Here is a 17,195-nt window from a genome sequence, read left to right on the forward strand (position 1 = left end):
GACCAGCCCGAAAACCGTGCACCCGTCACTTTTTCACACCCCGCTTCAGCCCGCCCTGTCAAGCAACCCCGTTCAGTTTCGGTTGGCAAACCGGCCCCTATCGTGCCGCCACTTCCCCGGCCCGCCGCCTTAGGCGGGTCAGCCGGCCACCAGATTCGCCGGCACCCGGGGCGGCCCGCAGACACGGCCGCCTCCCCATGACGCCCGCAGCGTTATGCGCCGCCCTCCCCGTGAGGACGTCGCCAACGCCGCGTAGACGGAGCAAGGAGAAACTGATGAAGCTGGCATGGATCCTCTGGCTGTCGCAGCTCATGCCGCAGCCGGCCGCCGACTCGCTCTGCCTGAGCACGACGGTGTACCTGGAAGCCCGCGACCAGAGCGTGCGCGGCCAGGAAGCGGTTGCCGAGGTGGCCCTTCGCCGCCGCGACAGCGGCCTGTGGGGCGACTCGATGTGCGACGTGGTCACCGCGCGCAAGCAGTTCGCGCCGACGATCGTCTCGCCCAACACCCAGCTGGCCAACATGAAGGCCTGGGATCGCTCGATCGACGTAGCCCTGCGCGCCGAGCGCAACTGGGCCCTGCCGGTCGGCCAGCGCCGCGAGATCGTGCCCGGCGCCAGCCACTTCGCCGCCCACGCCATCGCCAGCCCGAGCTGGAGCAACTCCTACCAGGTGGCCACGATCGGCGACCACACCTTCTATCGGGTGCAGAAGCTCAAGCCGCGCACCTGAGCGGCCTGCCACCGCCGGGTCCCGCAAGCCGGCCCGTCACGACGGTCCGTTGCGCGACCGGCACGCAGTACGAACGCAAGGCCCGCGATAATCGCGGGCCTTTCTTCTTTCCGCGTCCGTGCCGAGGATCCCCGCATGAAGCTCTATACCAAGCCTGGTGCCTGCTCCACCGCCGTCCACATCGACCTGGCTTGGACCGGCGAGACCTACGAACTGGAAGTGCTGGGTGCCGAGGCGATGAAAGCCCCCGCCTTCCGCGCGCTCAACCCGGCCGGCTCGGTGCCGGTCCTGGTCGATGGCGACTTCGTCCTGACCCAGAACGCGGCCATCGTCGGCTACATCGCCGACCGCTTCCCGCAGGCGGGGCTGGCCGGCGACGGCAGCGCCCGCCAGCGCGCCGAGGCGACCCGCTGGCTGTCCTTCGTCAATTCGGACCTGCACCCGGCCTTCAAGCCGCTGTTCGGGCCGGGCAACTACATCGAGGACCCGGCCCAGCACGACGCGGTGAAGGCCGCCGCGCGCAAGCGCGTGCGCGCCCTGTTCGAAACGGCCGACCGGCAGCTGCAGGGACACGAGTGGCTGGCCGGCTTCCGCAGCTTCGCCGACCCGTACCTGTACGTGACCGTGCGCTGGGCCGGCCGGGTGGGCGTGGACCTGTCGGGCCTGGATGCACTGGCCGCCTTCCAGGCACGCATGGACGCCGACGCCGGCGTGCAGCGCGCGCTCCAGGCCGAAGGCCTGGCCTGACCGGTCCGCGCCGCCCGGACCTGCCAACGGCCGCCGGCAGAGCCCGCCGGCCGATAGGTCCGGTGGCGGGCGGGCGCGGTAGACCGGCGCGCCGCAACGGCCGTCGGACGGCAGGTACGGGAATCCGGGTCACGGCGACCGGCCGACAGGCCCGCCGCCCATGACTCAGGCCGGCACTTCCAGGGTGCGTTCCCAGTCGCTGGCGAAGCTCTCGCCCTTGGCCTTGGCCACGGCCGCGCGCAGCTCGGGCAGCAGGGCCTGCAGGCTGTCGGCATCGCCGCAGCGCTCGACCTTGAGCTGCAGGAAATAACCGCGCAGGCCCAGGTGGGCGCGCACGGCTTCGCTCATGCGTTCGTAGAGATGCAGGTAGGACCCGGAGCGCTTGTCCGCCTGGCCCTTCGCCGGCGGCGCGTCCGCGGGCGCTGCACTCGCCTGCGCGACCGCTGCCTCGGCCGCAGTTGCCAGGCGCACGTCCGGGGGCCGGCTGGCCGGCCGCGGCCCCAGCGCACCCATCAGCCCGGCCGCGTCGAACCCGCTCGGCACCAGTTCGATCAGGCCGTCGGCCAGCAATGCGGCCAGCGCGTCGTCGGGCGCCTTCATCCCGGCCGCCACCTCGCGCAGCTGGGCCAGCGAGCGCTGGCCGTCCACCATCAGCAGCACGGTACGCAGCGGCGGCGACAGCCGCCGGCCGCGATCACGTATCTCGTCGCGTCCCGCATCGGTCTTGCGGTAGATCCCCTCGCGCATGGCTCCCCCCGAGCGTCCGCGACTTCATGTTTTCAATCCCCTACCCGCGGCGGTCGATCGGGACGAACTCGAGGTTCTCCGGACCGGTGTAGTTGGCGCTGGGCCGGATAATCTTGCCATCAATCCGCTGTTCGATCACGTGCGCACTCCAGCCGGAAGTGCGGGCGATCACGAAAAGCGGGGTGAACATGGCCGTCGGCACGCCCATCATGTGGTAGCTGACCGCGCTGAACCAGTCCAGGTTGGGGAACATCTTCTTGATGTCCCACATCACCGTCGCCAGCCGCTCGGCGATGTCGTACATCTTCATGCTGGACTGCTCGGCCGACAGGTCCCGGGCCACCTGCTTGATCACGCCGTTGCGCGGGTCGCCGACCGTGTACACCGGGTGGCCAAAACCGATGACCACTTCCTTGCGCTCGACCCGGGCCTTGATGTCGGCCTCGGCGTCGTCGGGGGTGTCGTAGCGCTTCTGCACCTCGAAGGCGACCTCGTTGGCGCCACCGTGCTTGGGCCCGCGCAAAGCGCCGATCGCCCCGCCGATGCAGCTGTGCATGTCGCTGCCGGTGCCGGCGATCACCCGCGCGGTGAAGGTCGATGCGTTGAACTCATGCTCGGCGTACAGCACCAGCGAGGTGTGCATCGCCCGCACCCACGATTCGCGCGGCGGCACGCCGTGCAGCAGGTGCAGGAAATGGCCGCCGATGGAGTCGTCGTCGGTCTCCACGTCGATGGCGCGGCCGTTGTGCGACCAGTGGTACCAGTACAGCAGCATCGAACCCAGGCACGCCATCAGCTTGTCGGCGATGTCGCGCGCGCCGGGATGGTTGTGGTCGTCCTTCTCCGGCGACACGCAACCGAGCACCGACACGCCGGTGCGCATCACGTCCATCGGGTGCGCCGACGGCGGCAGTTCCTCCAGCGCGGCCTTGACCGCCGCCGGGATGCCGCGCAGCGACTTCAGCTTGGCCTTGTAGCCGGCCAGCTCGGCGGCATTGGGCAGCTTGCCGTGGACCAGCAGGTGCGCGATCTCCTCGAACTCGCTGGTGCTGGCCAGGTCGAGGATGTCGTAGCCGCGGTAATGCAGGTCGTTGCCGCTGCGGCCGACCGTGCACAGGGCGGTGTTGCCGGCCGGCGTCCCGCTCAGGGCGACGGACTTCTTCGGCTTGAAGGTGGCGGTGGTCTCGCTCATCTGGGTACTCCTCAGGATTTCTTCGCAGCGAACAAGCCGTCGAGCTTCTGCTCGAAGGCGTGGTAGCCGATGCGGTCATAGAGTTCTTCGCGGGTCTGCATCGTGTCGAGCACCGCCTGCTGGTGGCCATCGCGGCGGATCGCCTGGTACACGTTCTCGGCTGCCTTGTTGGCGGCGCGGAACGCCGACAGGGGGAACAGCTGGATCGCCACGCCGGCCGAGGCCAGCTCGTCGCGGGTGAACAGCGGGGTCTTGCCGAACTCGGTGATGTTGGCCAGCACCGGAACCTTCACCGCGTCGACGAAACGCCGGTAGGTCGGCAGGTCGTAGGCGGCCTCGGCGAAGATGCCGTCCGCACCGGCTTCCACGCACGCGATCGCGCGTTCGATCGCCGCGTCCACGCCGTCCACCGCGATCGCGTCGGTGCGCGCAACCAGGAAGAACGACGCGTCGGTCTTCGCATCGGCCGCGGCCTTGACCCGGTCGGCCATCTCGCCGGCGGAAACAATCTCCTTGCCCGGACGGTGGCCGCAACGCTTGGCGCCGACCTGGTCCTCGATGTGGCACGCCGCCGCGCCGGCCTTGATCAGCGACTTGATCGTGCGCTCGATGTTGAACGCGCTCGGGCCGAAGCCGGTGTCGATGTCGACCATCAGCGGCAGGTCGCACACGTCGGTGATGCGGCGGGTATCGACCAGCACGTCGTCGAGCGTGTTGATGCCCAGGTCCGGCAGGCCCAGCGAACCGGCCGCCACGCCACCACCGGACAGGTAGATCGCGCGATAGCCCGCGCGCTTGGCGAGCAACGCGTGGTTGGCGTTGATCGCGCCGATCACCTGCAGCGGCGATTCGGCGGCCAGGGCGGCGCGGAATTTCGCTCCGGGGGTCAGGGCGGCGACGGACGTGGTCATGGCGGGATCCTCTGCTCTCCCGGCCCATCGGCCGGCGGTTGCGCGCGGAAATGCACGCGGCAGGCGCAATGTGGCACCCTGTCTCCGGTTGATCAATCTTGATGCGGACGATCAATATGTCCCTGGACGCCGACCTGATTCCCGCCTCGGAAGCCTGCCGGCTGCTGGGGATCAGCGCCGCCACCCTGTACGCCTATGTCAGCCGTGGCCTGCTCGAGTCGCGTCCGGGCCAGGACCACCGCAGCCGGGTCTACCGGCGCCAGGACGTGGAGCGGCTGGCCGAGCGCAAGCGCCTGGGGCGCGGCCCCGCCCGCGGCGCCGCGCAGAGCCTGGACCGCGGCCTGCCGGTACTGGAAACCCGGATCTCGCTGATCCGCCCTGACGGCCCCTACTACCGCGGCCGCTCGGCGGTGGCCGCCGCGCAGGCTGGCGCCACCCTGGAAGACATCGCCCGCCTGCTCTGGGACTGCGGCAGCCAGGACCCGTTCGCCTCCGTCCCCGGCGACTGGCCGGCACGCGTGGCCCCGCTGGCCACCGACGCCGAACTGCCGCCGCTGAGCCGGGCGATGGCCGCGATCCCTTTGCTGGCCCTGCACGTGCCGCATTCCTTCCAGGCCGACCAGCCGACCCGACGCGCGGTCGCCGCCACCCTGCTGCGCCAGAACGCCGCGCTGCTGGTCGCCATGCATCCGGCCAGTCCGGTCCACCGCCTGCTCGGCGAGGCCTGGCGTCCCGGCGATGCGAACTTCGCCGAGCTGGTCCGCGCCGCGCTGGTGCTGTGCGCCGACCACGAACTCAACGTATCCGCCTTCGCCGCGCGCGTGGTCGCCTCGACCGGCGCGCACCTGCACGCCACCGTCTGCGCCGGCCTGGCCGCGCTGTCGGGCCCGCGCCATGGCGGCGCCACCGCCCGCGCCTACGCCCTGGTCGAAAGCGCGCGCGAATCGGCCGACATCGACCGCTTCATCGCCCAGCGCTGGCAGCGCGGCGAAGACCTCCCCGGCTTCGGCCACGCCCTCTACCCCGACGGCGATCCACGCGCGGCCACGTTGCTGGCGATGCTGCGCGCCCACGTGGTCGATGCCGATGCGATGCGCACGCTCGAAGCGGTGATCGCCGCCGCCGAAGCGGCCAGCGGCCGGCGCCCGAACGTCGACTTCACCCTCGCCGCGATCTGCCTGGTGCATGGACTGCCGGCGGCGCCAGCACTGTCGATGTTCGCCGCGGGGCGACTGGCCGGCTGGCTGGCGCACGCGCTCGAACAGCAGACGCAGGGCCAGCTGATCCGGCCGCGGGCGAGCTACACTGGCCTGCAGCCGGAAGCCGATGCGGACGTGGCGCACGACTAGCCGCTGCGCCCGGGGCGCGGCGATCCCGCCCGGCTATCCCCCGTTCGCCAGGCGGCGCAACGCATCGCCATCGAGGATGCCGATGGTCCGGTAACCGCAGGCAACCCAGCCGCGATCGGCAAGATCGGCCAGGATCGCACCGACCGGATGCCGCGACAGGTTGACCATCTCGCCCAGGTCGGCCTGCGACAGGTGCATGGTCACCGCGCCGCCGGCGTGGCGGCAGCCGGCCTGGTCCAGCAGGACCGCCGCGACGCGCCGCTCGGAGTCCTTGATCATCAGGTCCACGGCCAGGGTCGCGAAGCGCAGGCTGTCCGCGCAGCACCAGCGCGGCGACGTCCTGCCAGCCGCCGGGTTCGTCGGCCAGCAGCGTCAGCAACTTTGAAGCGGCACGCGCCCGATGGGCGTTCGGCCTGGACGTCAACTACATGAACCTGGATGCGGCACCCGACAGGCCGCGCATCCTGGCCGATGTAAGCCAGAAGGCGGTGCAGCCGATGGTGTTCTACCGGCTCAACGACTCGCTCGAAGTCCTGGGCGGCGTCCGTTACAACCGCATCCGCCTGGGCCTGCGCAGCACCCTGCAGATCGCCGACGGCCTCCAGCGCGAGGAAGACTGGATCGACCCCATCGTGGGCCTGCGCTATACGCTTCCTTTGGGCGGAGGCAACTCGTTCGATGTGCTGGCCAATGCGGGGGGCTTCGGAATCGCTTCGGACCTGGCGGTCCAGGTGCGGCCGATGTTCCATTTCGGCATCGGACGGTCGGCGACCCTGGATGCGGGCTACCAGTTCTTCTACATGGCGTACGAGCAAGGCAGCGGCACCGATCGGTTCGCCTACGACGTGTGGACGACCGGGCCGGTGATAGGTCTGACGTTCCGATTCTGATCGTGTCCAGGCCCGTTACCAGGCCAAGCATGCACTTCTGCCCAGGCCGTGCTCGCCGGATCCGGTGCAACGCAGTCACGCCTGCGGCACGCAACCTGCGCTGGAAACGGAGCTGGGCAAGGGGCCGGGCCCACTCCGGGCCAACTCGAGAACTCGATCTGACCCCGTTTGCGAACCTGTTTGCGACGCAACGTGGGGCCAAGGGCCAATTCCTCGTCGCCATCCCGGTACCTAACCTTTCCCGGCGATCGCGCGATCGCCATGGGATGGTCCACATGTCCGAAGAAAACGACGACGCAGTCCTGCAAACGCTGCTCGACCGGCTGCTGCGGTTCCGCCTGCCCCGCGCGCTCGAACTGAAGAAACGCGTCGACGCCGGCCAGTGCCTGACCGACGCCGACATCGACTTCCTGAAGATGGCGCTCGAAGACGCACAGAACGGACAGAAGTTCGTCGTCCGCAATCCGCAGTTCCACATCCTGGGTTCGCAGATCGTCCAGCTGTACGACGCCATCGTTTCCGGGGCGATGAAGAACGAGACGCAGCGCGGGGATCGTTGACCGGGAAACAGGGGACCGCGTTTTCTCCCTGGGGCAACCGGCATCCCGCTGCAGTCGGCCGGGACATGCCCATGACCGGTGGCCAGGTACCTCTCCCCATCCCGATGGTCGTACCCGACACCGACGATGCCGGCGCGCGTCGCGGCGGTGAACAGTGACTTTCGATGCGTCGGTGCGCATCCCGGCTTTCGCGGGAGAACGGCGGCAGCTTCACTTCCTGCCTCATTCGAGAACTCAACCTGATCCCGTTTGCGCAGGCGTGCGGTCGCCGCCTACGCCAGCCCAAGGCCGAGGTACCAGTCGGCGTAGGGACTGTTCCTTGCGAGGTGCCGGTTGTGGTCCTTCGCGCCGTCGGCCCACCACACCGGGCCGCGTTCGCCCAGCCCGACCTTGGCGGCCTGCACCGCTGCGCGCGCCGCGCGCAGCCGGGCCGCGTCGCCTTCGCGCAACGCATCGCGCACGCCCCGCCGCGCATCCATCAGCTGCCGGACCAGGCGGTCGCGAACGTCGTCCGCCAGGCCCGGATTCGATGCGCGCCACAGGCGGCCGCGCACGACGAGGTAGCGCCTGTCGGGGGTATGGAACGGCTCGGTCACGCAGGCCTGGCCCGTCGGTGAAGGGAAGCCGGATCGTATGCCGCCGAATGACACGGGGCTGTGTGGGTGGCCCCTTCCCCGGCAGCGGAGCTCTTCCGATGAAAGCCGAAGCACGTCCGTTGCGGATACCGGCACGCATGCCAATACACAAACCGGTATCGCTTCGAATGGATATCGGATCGGTGCGAAAAACACGGTGGACGGCCCCTACACTCGGGCCCGGTCGCGCCTTTGAAAGCGCTCCCGTCCATCCAGTCGCCGGAGGTCCGCCATGCCCCTGAAGTCCCGATTCCTTCCCGCCTTCAGCGGCGTCGCGCTGGCCACGGCGTTGCTGTGGATGGTCGCTACGCCGGCACGCGCGCAGGACGATGCGATGACGCCCATCGCGGTGCCCGCGCAGCCCGCCGCGATCGAGCTGGGAACCGGGCCTCTGCCCGACGCGAAGAATCCCGAAGCCTGGCACCGCCAGTACGGCAGCACGTTCGCGCGCAACGTCACCGTCGCCACGCTCACGCCCTTCCTGCCGGACCCGGCCAAGGCCAACGGTACCGCGGTGATCGTCGCGCCCGGCGGCGGCTTCCGCTCTTTGTCGATGGAGAACGAGGGCTGGCAGGTGGCGCAGGCGCTGGCTGACCGTGGCGTGGCCGCGTTCGTGCTCAAGTACCGGCTCAACCAGACGCCGCCGGACCTGGACGGCTTCGGCAAGTCGATCCGCGAAATGCTGTCGGGCCCGGTGCCGAAGCACCGCATCGACCCGATGTCGTCGATCGCCACGCTCGGCCCGCAGATCGCCGACGCCCGCGCCGCGTTCGCCCTGGTGCGCAGCCGCGCCGACGAGTGGAACATCGACCCGGACCGCATCGGCATGGTCGGCTTCTCCGCCGGCGCCATGCTCACCATCGCCACCACCCTGGCCGGTGAAGACGCCAAGCCCGCCTTCATCGGCGACATCTACGGCCCGCTGGCGCCGCTGGACGTGCCGGCCGACGCGCCGCCGCTGTTCGTCGCGCTGGCCGCCGACGACGGCCTGTTCGCCGGCAGCGGCTTCGGCCTGATCGAAAGCTGGCGCGCTGCCGGACGCCCGGTCGAGTTCCATTTCTACGAACAGGGCGGGCACGGCTTCGGCATGTATCCGAAGACGACCACGAGCACCGAGTGGTTCCACAACTTCACCGCCTGGATGAAGATGCACGGCTGGCTGGAGCCGGCGAAGACCACAGCGGGGACCAGCCGGTGAGCGCTGCGCTTTTCGCGCCGGTCGCGGTAAAAACGGCGCGCACGCCACGCACCGCGACCCTGCTGCTCGCGGCATTGCTGCCGCTGCTCGCCGTGCCGGCGCTGGCTGCGGAACCGGCAGCCAATCGCGCACCCGGCTCCAACCCGCTGTTCCGCGACAAGTTCACCGCCGACCCCGCCCCGCTGGTGGTCGGCGACACGCTCTACCTCTACGTCGGCCACGACCAGGCCCAGCGCGACGAGATGTTCAACATGCGCGAGTGGCTGGTCTATTCGACCACCGACATGAAGCGCTGGACCGACCACGGTCCGATCATGAAAGCCACCGACTTCAAGTGGGCCAAGGCCGACGCCTGGGCTTCGCAGGTGACCGAGAAGGACGGCAGGTTCTGGTTCTACACCGCGGTGGAGCACGACGACACGCATCCGGGCAAGGCGATCGGCGTGGCCGTGTCCGACTCGCCCACCGGCCCGTTCGTCGATGCGAAAGGCTCGGCGCTGGTCACCAACCAGATGACGCCCAAGGGCACGCACAGCTGGGAGGACATCGACCCGACGGTATTCACCGACGACGACGGCAGCACCTGGATCGCGTGGGGCAACCGCCAGGCCTATATCGCCAGGCTCAAGCCCAACATGATCGAGATCGACGGCGAGATCACCGAGATCACGCCGCCGCACTTCGAGGAAGGCCCCTGGCTGCACAAGCGCGACGGGATCTACTACCTGACCTACGCCTCGCTCGACCGCTCGAAGCATCGTGACGAAAAAGTGTCCTACGCCACCGCGCCCTCGATCCAGGGCCCGTGGACGTACCGGGGCGAGCTGACCGGCTCGGGCAAGTACAGCTTCACCATCCATCCGGGCATCGCGCAGTTCAGGGACCAGTGGTACCTGTTCCTGCACAACGCCGCGCTCACCGTCGGCGACCAGAACGGTTCGATCGGCCGGCGCGCGGTCACCGTCGAGCATCTGGAGTACGACGCGGACGGGCTGATGAAGCCGGTGGTGCAGACCGACGCGGGCGTTTCGGTTCCGCCCCCGCGCTAGGTCACCGGGGTCACGTTGCCGCCGGCTCCGACCCACGGAGCCGGTTCGGGTCGTGGCCCGGTCGCGACGCACTGCCGATGCCCACTCGAAAGAGGCGAAGCCGGCCTGGCCACGCCGCAGGGTCGCTGGCATCCACGCGCGGTTCACCGGGGCATATGGCACGCCGGTTCGCAGGGTTTCCGCATGGCGGATCGGGGGGATGCGGAGCCGCGACCGGGTGGGTCCAAAGGCCAATTCGCGGTAGGGAGGCTTCAGGCAGAGTGCGGGAAGCCCCTGCAGCCCCCGGGCTGCGGATCCTGCGCCGCCGCGCACTTCGCCGCGGCCTGGCATCACCGCATCCTTCCGGGTCGCGCGGCACCTGCACGGGCACACCCTGCCCCGACCCTGCCCCCGGAGTCCGTCATGGAACGTCTGCGATTCACCTCGAGCGTCCTGGCCGGAATGTTGGCGTTCATTGTCCTGGGTGCTTGTTCGCGCAAGGAGCCCGTGCAGGCCGCGGTGCCGGCACCTTCTCCGGCAACGGCCAGCGACGTGGCGGCAACCCCCGCCGCGGCCGCCTACCCGACACGCGTGTACTTCGGCGACACGCACCTGCACACGGCGCTGTCGATGGATGCCGGCGCCTCGGGCACCACGCTCATGCCGGCCGATTCGTACCGGTTCGCCAAGGGCGAGGAAGTCACCGGCGCCAGCGGCCAGAAGGCGCGGCTTTCGCGGCGGATCATCGCGTTCCTGTTCGGCCTGCTGCACGGACTCGGGTTCGCCGGCGCGCTGAGCGAAGTCGGACTTCCGGACGATGCGATCCCGGTGGCCCTGCTGTTCTTCAACCTCGGCGTCGAGGTCGGGCAACTGGCCTTTATCGTCGTGGTGCTGGGCATCAAGTTCGTGCTGGCGCGCAAGATCTTCGCCAACCGTCCCGAACACTGGAGCTGGCTCCTGCCGGCCTACGCGATCGGCACGGTGGCGGCGTTCTGGACGATCGAACGGATCGTGGCGTTCTGACCGATGGCAACACCGCCGGCCGACGGCGGCCGGGCATCCGCTTATCGCACCTGACCTTTACTGGACGAGGACCTTTCCATGCGTACTTTCCTGTACACCGTCGCGGCAATCTCCCTGTTCGCAGCCCATGGAGCGTCGGCCGCGCAGAAACCCAGCACCTATCCGGCCAAGGGACAGACCGCAGCGCAGCAAGCCACCGATGACACCGAATGCCTCGCGTGGGCAAAGCAGAGCACCGGCATCGATCCGGCCGCGGTCGCCGCCACGCCCGCGCCGGCCAGCGGACCGAAAGGCGAGCGCCTGCGCGGCGCGGCACGCGGTGCCGCCGCCGGCGCGGTGATCGGCGAGGTCGCCGATAACGACGCCAGCCAGGGCGCAGCGATCGGCGCGACCGCAGGCGTGGTCGCAGGCGGGCGCCGGGCCAGGCAGAACCAGGCGGCGCAGGCTTCGCAGGCGCAGGCCTCCCAGGCGCAGTCGCTGGACACCTTCCATCGCGCGTACGGCGCCTGCATGCAGGGGCGCGGCTACACGGTCAACTAGGCCGTGGCCTGGCGGACTGGCAAGTGTCGCGGCGTTGCCGCGCCCCCTGCCTTCCGCCGACGTCCTGCATGGCTCGCATGCTTGGGCGCTTCCGAGAGGCTTTGGTCGCCCGGCATCGGGATGATCGCGTCGACCCCGATCAGGGCTGCAGCTCGAACCCGCTGGAGAAACTGCGCTCCGCACCACTGAGCGGATCGATGAAGGCCAGCCGCCTGGCCAGCAGCTGCAGGGGCGCCGGGTAATCGCCGTTGGCGCGATGGCGTACCAACGGATAGATCGCATCGTTGGCGATCGGTGCGCCAAGCGCGGCCATGTGCACGCGCAGCTGGTGCTTGCGGCCGGTGACCGGCATCAAGGCATACCGCCAGCCATCCTCGCCGCGTGCGATGACATCGATCCGGGTTTCGCTGTTGACCGGGCCTTCGACCTCCCGCATGCGGAAGAACGGTTCGCCGGCGACGATCCGGCTGGAACGGACCAGCGGAAACTCCAGATCGGGCAATGCCGGCGCGATCGCTTCGTAGCTCTTGTCGATCCGTCGCTCGCGGAACAGCGCCTGGTAATGCGCGCGGCTGCGCGGGTTGGTCGAGAACAGCACCAGCCCGGCGGTGTCGCGATCGATCCGGTGCAGCGGCACCAGCGCCGTGTTCCCGGTACGGCGGACCAGGCGGCCGAGCAGGGTTTCATGGACGTGCGCCCCGGCGGGCGTGACCGGCAGGAAATGCGGCTTGTCCGCCACCAGCAGGTCCGCGTCGGCATGCAGGACGACTTCATCGAACGGGATCACCGGTTCGTCGGCGACCTCACGGTAGTAGTGGACCTCGAGCCCGACGCGGTACGGCGTCTCCGGCGTCACTGCCCTGCCGTCGCCATCCACGACCCGGCCGCGCGCCATCCGCTCCTGCCACTGTGCGCGCGCCACCGCGGGGAACCGATCGCATAGGCAATCCAGCACCGTCGGCCACGCCCCGGGTGGCAGCTGCAGCGTGCTGGCGGCGAGTCCATCGATGCTGGGCGGGCGCGGGCGCGGGCGCATGCGTGCAGTGTGTCATCGGCGGGAGGACGCGTCAGCGTGCCGCGCGCGCGGCCGGCCATCTCATGCATCGCGCACTGTTGTTTGACATCGCCGCGGACCGGAACCACCCTGCCCCACCGCTCCCATGGTGACGCCGACAATGTCCAAGGCCCGCGCTTTCGTCTTGCTCCAGACCCTGGCCGCGTGCATCGCGCCTGCGCTCGCGGCGGACGCGGCCACCACGCCCGCGATCGAATCCGCGCCGGTCCCGCCGCCACCGGCCTGGCTGGCCGGGGTCGATGCGATGTACGACGGGCTGCGCGTGCCGGGGCTGGAACGGCGTGATTTCAGCGGATCCGGCAGCGGCGCCGATGGTCCGGAACACTGGTGGCAGGTCGCCACCCCGCTGCTTGGCACCGGCGCCGGTTTCCGCGTCGAGGAGATCGGCCGCAGCGCCGAAGGCCGCCCGCTCCGCCACGTGCGCTGGGGCAAGGGCAAGACTCCCGTGCTGCTGTGGTCGCAGATGCATGGCGACGAAAGCACCGGCTCGATGGCGCTGGCCGACCTGTTCCGCTTTCTCGGCGAGCACCCGGATCATCCGGTAACGCAGCGCCTGCGTGCGAGCACCACGCTGCACTTCATGCCCATGGTGAACCCGGACGGTGCGGCGCGCTTCCAGCGGCGCAACGCGCAGGGCATCGACCTCAACCGCGACGCGCGCATGCTCGCCACGCCCGAGGCGCGCGCGCTGAAGGCGCTGTTCGATCGCGTGCAACCGGCGTACGGCTTCAACCTGCACGACCAGCAGCCGGGATACCGCGTCGGCGACTCCGCGCGCGGCACAGCGATCGCCCTGCTCGCACCGCCGTCGGGTCCGACCAACACGGTCGACCCGACCCGCGCGCGCGCGATCGAGGTAGCCGCGAGCATCCGCATCGCGCTGGAACCCTACATCGCCGGCCACCTGGCGCGCTGGGACGATACCTTCAACCCGCGCGCCTTCGGCGACCTCACCGCGCAGTGGGGCAGCAGCACGATCCTGATCGAGGCCGGCGCGATCGAAGGCGATCCGCAGAAGCAGCAATTGCGCAAGCTGTACTTCCTCGGCCTGCTCGCGGCGCTGGACAGCATCGCCAGCGGCAGCCATGTCGGCGTGCCGCACGCGCTGTACCGGGAACTGCCTGAGAACGGCGATCCCTGGTCCGACCTGCGCATCGACGGCGGCACGCTGGCGATCCCCGGGCAGCCGCACGCACGCGCGGACCTGCTGCTGGAGTTCGGCGACCCGCTGGCCTGGCGCGGCGGCAGCATCAAGGACATCGGCGATTTGAAGGAAAGGCCCGCACGCAGGACTGTCGACGCCCGCGGTCTGTTCATCGTGCCGGCCATGCAGCGCGCGCCGAGCACGACTGCCGGTGCTGCCGAAGCCCCCGAGACACCGTGTCGCATCGAGATCGATGCCCCGGCCTGCTTCTTCCTCGCCCGCGACCCGCAAGGCCGCGACCGGGTGTGGTCGCCGGACGACATCGATCCGGCTGCCGTGCCGTCGCACGACGCGGATCGCTGACCCGGATCAGCTGCCCGCGTCCGCTCCCCGCTCCAGCGCGCGCTTCACTTCCTCCAGCGCGTTGGGGTCGTCGAGCGTGGACAGATCGCCCGGGTCGCGGTGTTCGGCCAGCGCCTGCAACGAGCGCCGCAGCAGCTTGCCGGAGCGCGTCTTGGGGAGTGCGTTGACGACGTAGACGCGCGAGGGCCGCGCGACCGCGCCGAGCTGTTCGGTCACGGTGCGCATCATCTGCGCGGCGGATTCGGCCGGGTCGCCGTCGCTGCGCCTGAGCGTGGCGAACACGACCGGCACCTGGCCCTTCAGCTCGTCGTGCACGCCGATGACGGCCGCTTCGGCCACGGCCGGATGGCTGGACACCGATTCCTCGATCTCGCGCGTGCCCAGGCGGTGGCCGGCGACGTTGATCACGTCGTCGGTGCGGCCGAGGATGAAGGTGTAGCCGTCGTCGTCGCGGATCGCCCAGTCCAGCGAGCTGTACAGCAGCTCCTTGAAGTGGCCGAAGTAGCTGGCGATGAAGCGATCATCATTGCCCCACACCGTGGTCAGGCAGCCAGGCGGCAATGGCGGCTGGATCACCAGTACGCCTTTCTCGCCGGGACCGACGTCGTGACCGGTGGCCTCGTCGATCACGCGCAGCCGGTAGCCAGGCGAAGGCAGGCCCGGCGAGCCGAGCTTGACCGGTTTCATCTCCACGCCGGGCATCAGGGTCAGCACCGGCCAGCCGGTCTCCGTCTGCCAGTAGTTGTCGATCACGGTCTTGCCCAGCGCACCGGTGATCCAGTCGGCGGTCGGCTCGTCCAGCGGCTCGCCGGCCAGGAACAGGTACTGCAGCTGCGAAAGGTCATAGCGCCGCAGCCACTCCGGGTCCTGCTTCTTCAGCACGCGCACCGCGGTGGGCGAGGAGAACATGGTGCGCACGCCATAGCGCTCGCAGATCTTCCACCAGATGCCCGGGTCGGGCGAAGTCGGCAGGCCTTCGTAGAGGATCGAGGTGGCGCCTGCGATCAGCGGCCCGTAGACGTTGTACGAATGCCCCACGACCCAGCCGATGTCGGAGGTGGAGAACATCACCTGGCCGGGACGGATGTCGTAGATCGACCACATCGACAACGCCAGCGCCACCGCGTAGCCGCCGACGTCGCGCTGCACGCCCTTGGGCTTTCCGGTGGTGCCGGACGTGTAGAGGATGTAGCTGGGCTCGTTGGATTCCAGCCACGCCACCGGCACTTCGGCGTTGGCGTGGACTTCGCGCAGCGGGCCGTACTCCAGGTCGCGGCCGGGCTGCATCGGCAGTTCGCCGGCCAGGCCGCGGTTGACCACCAGCACGTGCACCGGCGGATGCGCCGCCAGCGCCAGCGCCTCGTCGACCATCGGCTTGAACGGGATCACCTTGCCGCCGCGCATGCCGGCATCGGCGCAGACCAGCACCGTCGGCCGCGCGTCGTCGATGCGCAGCGCCAGGTTGTGCGAGGCGAAGCCGCCGAACACCACCGAATGCACCGCACCGATGCGCGCGCAGGCGAGCATCGCGATGGCCGCGTCGACGGTGTGCGGCATGTAGATGACCACCCGGTCGCCGGTGCCCACGCCCAGCGAATGCAGCGCGGCGGCGAACGTGTTCACCTCGCGGTGGAGCTGGCGGTACGTCAGCTCGCGGACGTTGCCGGTCTCGCTGGACCAGCCCACCAGCGCGAGCTGGTCGCCGCGTTCAGCCAGGTGCCGGTCGACCGCGTTGTGGCACAGGTTGGTGGTGCCGCCGCAGAACCAGCGCCGGAACGGCGGCCGCTCGTACTCCAGGATCGTCCGTGGCGGCACCTCCCAGTCGATGGCGGTCGCCGCTTCGGCCCAGAACGCCTCCGGCTGCTCGATCGAACGCCGGTACAGGTCTTCGTAGCGCATGGCAGTGTCCCCTCCGAGGGATGGACCGAGCATAGTCCCGCCCCCTGCCCCGAGCCTTGCGACCTTGGTCGAAAACCACCGCCAAAAACGGAAAAGGCCGGGAAATCCCGGCCTTTTCGTTGCCTACAGGTTGATCGTCCAGATCAACCCATGGCGCGCATCAACCCAGCAGGTGGGCGACGCCGCTGCGCTCTTCTTCCAGCTCGGCCAGGGTCTTGTCGATGGCGGCCTGGCTGAACGCGTCGACGGGCAGGTCGCGCACGCGGGTGTAGGTGCCGTTCTCGGTGGTCACCGCGACGCCGAAGATCACGCCTTCCGGGATGCCGTAGGAACCGTCCGACGGAACGCCCATGGTGACCCACTTGCCGTTGCTGCCCAGCACCCAGTCATGGATGTGGTCGATGGCGGCATTGGCGGCCGAGGCGGCCGAGGACAGGCCGCGGGCTTCGATGATCGCCGCGCCGCGCTTGCCGACCTTCGGGATGAAATCGTTGGCGTTCCAGTCGGCGTCGTTGATCTTGTCCTTCAGCGACACGCCATTGGCGGTGGCGAAGCGGTAGTCCGGGTACATGGTCGGGCTGTGGTTGCCCCACACGACCAGCTTCTCGATGTCGCCCACGGCCACGCCGGCCTTGGCGGCCAGCTGGCTCAGCGCGCGGTTGTGGTCCAGGCGCAGCATCGCGGTGAAGTTCTCGGGCTTCAGGTCCGGGGCCGACTTCATCGCGATGTAGGCGTTGGTGTTGGCCGGGTTGCCAACCACCAGCACCTTGACGTCGCGCGAGGCGACCTTGTTCAGCGCCGCGCCCTGGGCGGTGAAGATCTTCGCGTTCTCCAGCAGCAGGTCCTTGCGTTCCATGCCCGGGCCGCGCGGACGCGCGCCGACCAGCAGGGCCACGTCGACATCCTTGAAGGCCACTTCCGGGTCGTCGGTGCCGACCACGCCGGCCAGCAGCGGGAACGCGCAGTCCTCCAGCTCCATGATCACGCCCTTGAGCGCGGCTTGGGCCTTGTCCAGCGGCAGCTCGAGCAGCTGCAGGATCACCGGCTGGTCCTTGCCGAGCATCTCGCCGGAGGCGATGCGGAACAGCAGGGCGTAGCCGATCTGGCCGGCGGCGCCGGTGACGGCAACTCGAACGGGGGTCTTCATCGGTGGGGAGGTCCTT

At 69.6% G+C, this 17,195-nt stretch carries 18 protein-coding genes; 10 read left to right on the forward strand and 8 right to left on the reverse strand.

What is annotated here, in order from left to right:
* Nucleotides 1–275: 275 nt before the first annotated feature.
* Complete coding sequence (locus MNQ95_RS02340) at nt 276–731, forward strand: cell wall hydrolase (protein ID WP_162410801.1); 456 nt, start codon at nt 276–278, stop codon at nt 729–731.
* Between the two features lie 135 nt (nt 732–866).
* Complete coding sequence (locus MNQ95_RS02345) at nt 867–1,478, forward strand: glutathione S-transferase family protein (RefSeq protein ID WP_241953698.1); 612 nt, start codon at nt 867–869, stop codon at nt 1,476–1,478.
* 165 nt (nt 1,479–1,643) lie between these two features.
* On the opposite strand, the gene MNQ95_RS02350 is transcribed toward MNQ95_RS02345, so the two are convergent.
* From MNQ95_RS02350 to prpB, 3 genes are read right to left on the reverse strand one after another with little or no spacing between them, the layout of a single operon-like run.
* Nucleotides 1,644–2,225 (reverse strand): hypothetical protein, encoded by a 582-nt coding sequence (locus MNQ95_RS02350; RefSeq protein ID WP_162410799.1) that lies wholly within the window; start codon nt 2,223–2,225, stop codon nt 1,644–1,646.
* Between the two features lie 40 nt (nt 2,226–2,265).
* Entirely contained in the window at nt 2,266–3,417 is a 1,152-nt protein-coding gene (gene prpC, locus MNQ95_RS02355) for a bifunctional 2-methylcitrate synthase/citrate synthase (protein ID WP_241953699.1), read from the reverse strand.
* Nucleotides 3,418–3,428: 11 nt separating this feature from the next.
* A complete protein-coding gene (prpB, locus tag MNQ95_RS02360; protein WP_162410797.1) occupies nt 3,429–4,328 on the reverse strand; it encodes a methylisocitrate lyase in 900 nt (299 codons plus the stop codon).
* Nucleotides 4,329–4,429: 101 nt separating this feature from the next.
* On the opposite strand from prpB, the gene MNQ95_RS02365 reads away from it, so the two are divergent.
* Nucleotides 4,430–5,677: a citrate synthase family protein gene (locus tag MNQ95_RS02365; protein ID WP_241953700.1), complete on the forward strand. Its 1,248-nt coding sequence runs from the start codon at nt 4,430–4,432 to the stop codon at nt 5,675–5,677.
* Between the two features lie 33 nt (nt 5,678–5,710).
* On the opposite strand, the gene MNQ95_RS02370 is transcribed toward MNQ95_RS02365, so the two are convergent.
* Entirely contained in the window at nt 5,711–5,956 is a 246-nt protein-coding gene (locus MNQ95_RS02370; RefSeq protein ID WP_241954337.1) for a Crp/Fnr family transcriptional regulator, read from the reverse strand.
* Between the two features lie 149 nt (nt 5,957–6,105).
* Between MNQ95_RS02370 and MNQ95_RS02375 the strand changes: the two genes are divergently transcribed.
* Both MNQ95_RS02375 and MNQ95_RS02380 read left to right on the forward strand, forming a co-directional pair.
* The gene (locus MNQ95_RS02375) at nt 6,106–6,567 is read left to right on the forward strand and encodes a hypothetical protein (RefSeq protein ID WP_241953701.1); all 462 of its coding nucleotides are present in this window, start codon (nt 6,106–6,108) and stop codon (nt 6,565–6,567) included.
* Nucleotides 6,568–6,842: 275 nt separating this feature from the next.
* The gene (locus tag MNQ95_RS02380; protein WP_241953702.1) at nt 6,843–7,127 is read left to right on the forward strand and encodes a hypothetical protein; all 285 of its coding nucleotides are present in this window, start codon (nt 6,843–6,845) and stop codon (nt 7,125–7,127) included.
* A gap of 272 nt (nt 7,128–7,399) precedes the next feature.
* On the opposite strand, the gene MNQ95_RS02385 is transcribed toward MNQ95_RS02380, so the two are convergent.
* Nucleotides 7,400–7,723 carry a hypothetical protein gene (locus MNQ95_RS02385; protein ID WP_241953703.1) on the reverse strand — a complete coding sequence of 108 codons (324 nt, stop codon included), beginning with the start codon at nt 7,721–7,723 and terminating at the stop codon, nt 7,400–7,402.
* Between the two features lie 271 nt (nt 7,724–7,994).
* Here MNQ95_RS02385 and MNQ95_RS02390 point away from each other — a divergent pair, with 271 nt between their 5' ends.
* The 4 genes from MNQ95_RS02390 to MNQ95_RS02405 all read left to right on the forward strand — a co-directional run bounded on the left by MNQ95_RS02390 (nt 7,995) and on the right by MNQ95_RS02405 (nt 11,551).
* Entirely contained in the window at nt 7,995–8,960 is a 966-nt protein-coding gene (locus tag MNQ95_RS02390) for an alpha/beta hydrolase (RefSeq protein WP_241953704.1), read from the forward strand.
* Nucleotides 8,957–10,009, forward strand: a complete 1,053-nt coding sequence (locus tag MNQ95_RS02395) for a glycoside hydrolase family 43 protein (protein ID WP_238390374.1) — start codon at nt 8,957–8,959, stop codon at nt 10,007–10,009. The genes MNQ95_RS02390 and MNQ95_RS02395 overlap by 4 nt, the downstream gene beginning before the upstream one ends.
* A 402-nt stretch (nt 10,010–10,411) precedes the next feature.
* On the forward strand, nt 10,412–11,011 hold the full coding sequence (locus MNQ95_RS02400) for a HupE/UreJ family protein (protein ID WP_241953705.1): 600 nt from the start codon (nt 10,412–10,414) through the stop codon (nt 11,009–11,011).
* 78 nt (nt 11,012–11,089) lie between these two features.
* Complete coding sequence (locus tag MNQ95_RS02405; RefSeq protein WP_202922874.1) at nt 11,090–11,551, forward strand: YMGG-like glycine zipper-containing protein; 462 nt, start codon at nt 11,090–11,092, stop codon at nt 11,549–11,551.
* A 139-nt stretch (nt 11,552–11,690) separates the two neighbouring features.
* Here MNQ95_RS02405 and MNQ95_RS02410 read toward each other — a convergent pair whose 3' ends face one another.
* A complete protein-coding gene (locus MNQ95_RS02410) occupies nt 11,691–12,587 on the reverse strand; it encodes a pseudouridine synthase (protein ID WP_241953706.1) in 897 nt (298 codons plus the stop codon).
* Between the two features lie 139 nt (nt 12,588–12,726).
* Between MNQ95_RS02410 and MNQ95_RS02415 the strand changes: the two genes are divergently transcribed.
* Nucleotides 12,727–14,133, forward strand: coding sequence for a M14 family zinc carboxypeptidase (locus MNQ95_RS02415; protein WP_241953707.1), 1,407 nt, complete (start codon nt 12,727–12,729; stop codon nt 14,131–14,133).
* Nucleotides 14,134–14,139: 6 nt separating this feature from the next.
* On the opposite strand, the gene prpE is transcribed toward MNQ95_RS02415, so the two are convergent.
* Together prpE and MNQ95_RS02425 are read right to left on the reverse strand one after the other, a co-directional pair.
* Nucleotides 14,140–16,032: a propionate--CoA ligase gene (gene prpE, locus MNQ95_RS02420; RefSeq protein ID WP_241953708.1), complete on the reverse strand. Its 1,893-nt coding sequence runs from the start codon at nt 16,030–16,032 to the stop codon at nt 14,140–14,142.
* A 160-nt stretch (nt 16,033–16,192) separates the two neighbouring features.
* Nucleotides 16,193–17,179 (reverse strand): malate dehydrogenase, encoded by a 987-nt coding sequence (locus MNQ95_RS02425; protein WP_241953709.1) that lies wholly within the window; start codon nt 17,177–17,179, stop codon nt 16,193–16,195.
* Nucleotides 17,180–17,195: the final 16 nt, after the last annotated feature.

It is taken from the genome of Pseudoxanthomonas daejeonensis (assembly GCF_022637495.1).
Taxonomy (GTDB): Bacteria; Pseudomonadota; Gammaproteobacteria; order Xanthomonadales; family Xanthomonadaceae; genus Pseudoxanthomonas; species Pseudoxanthomonas daejeonensis.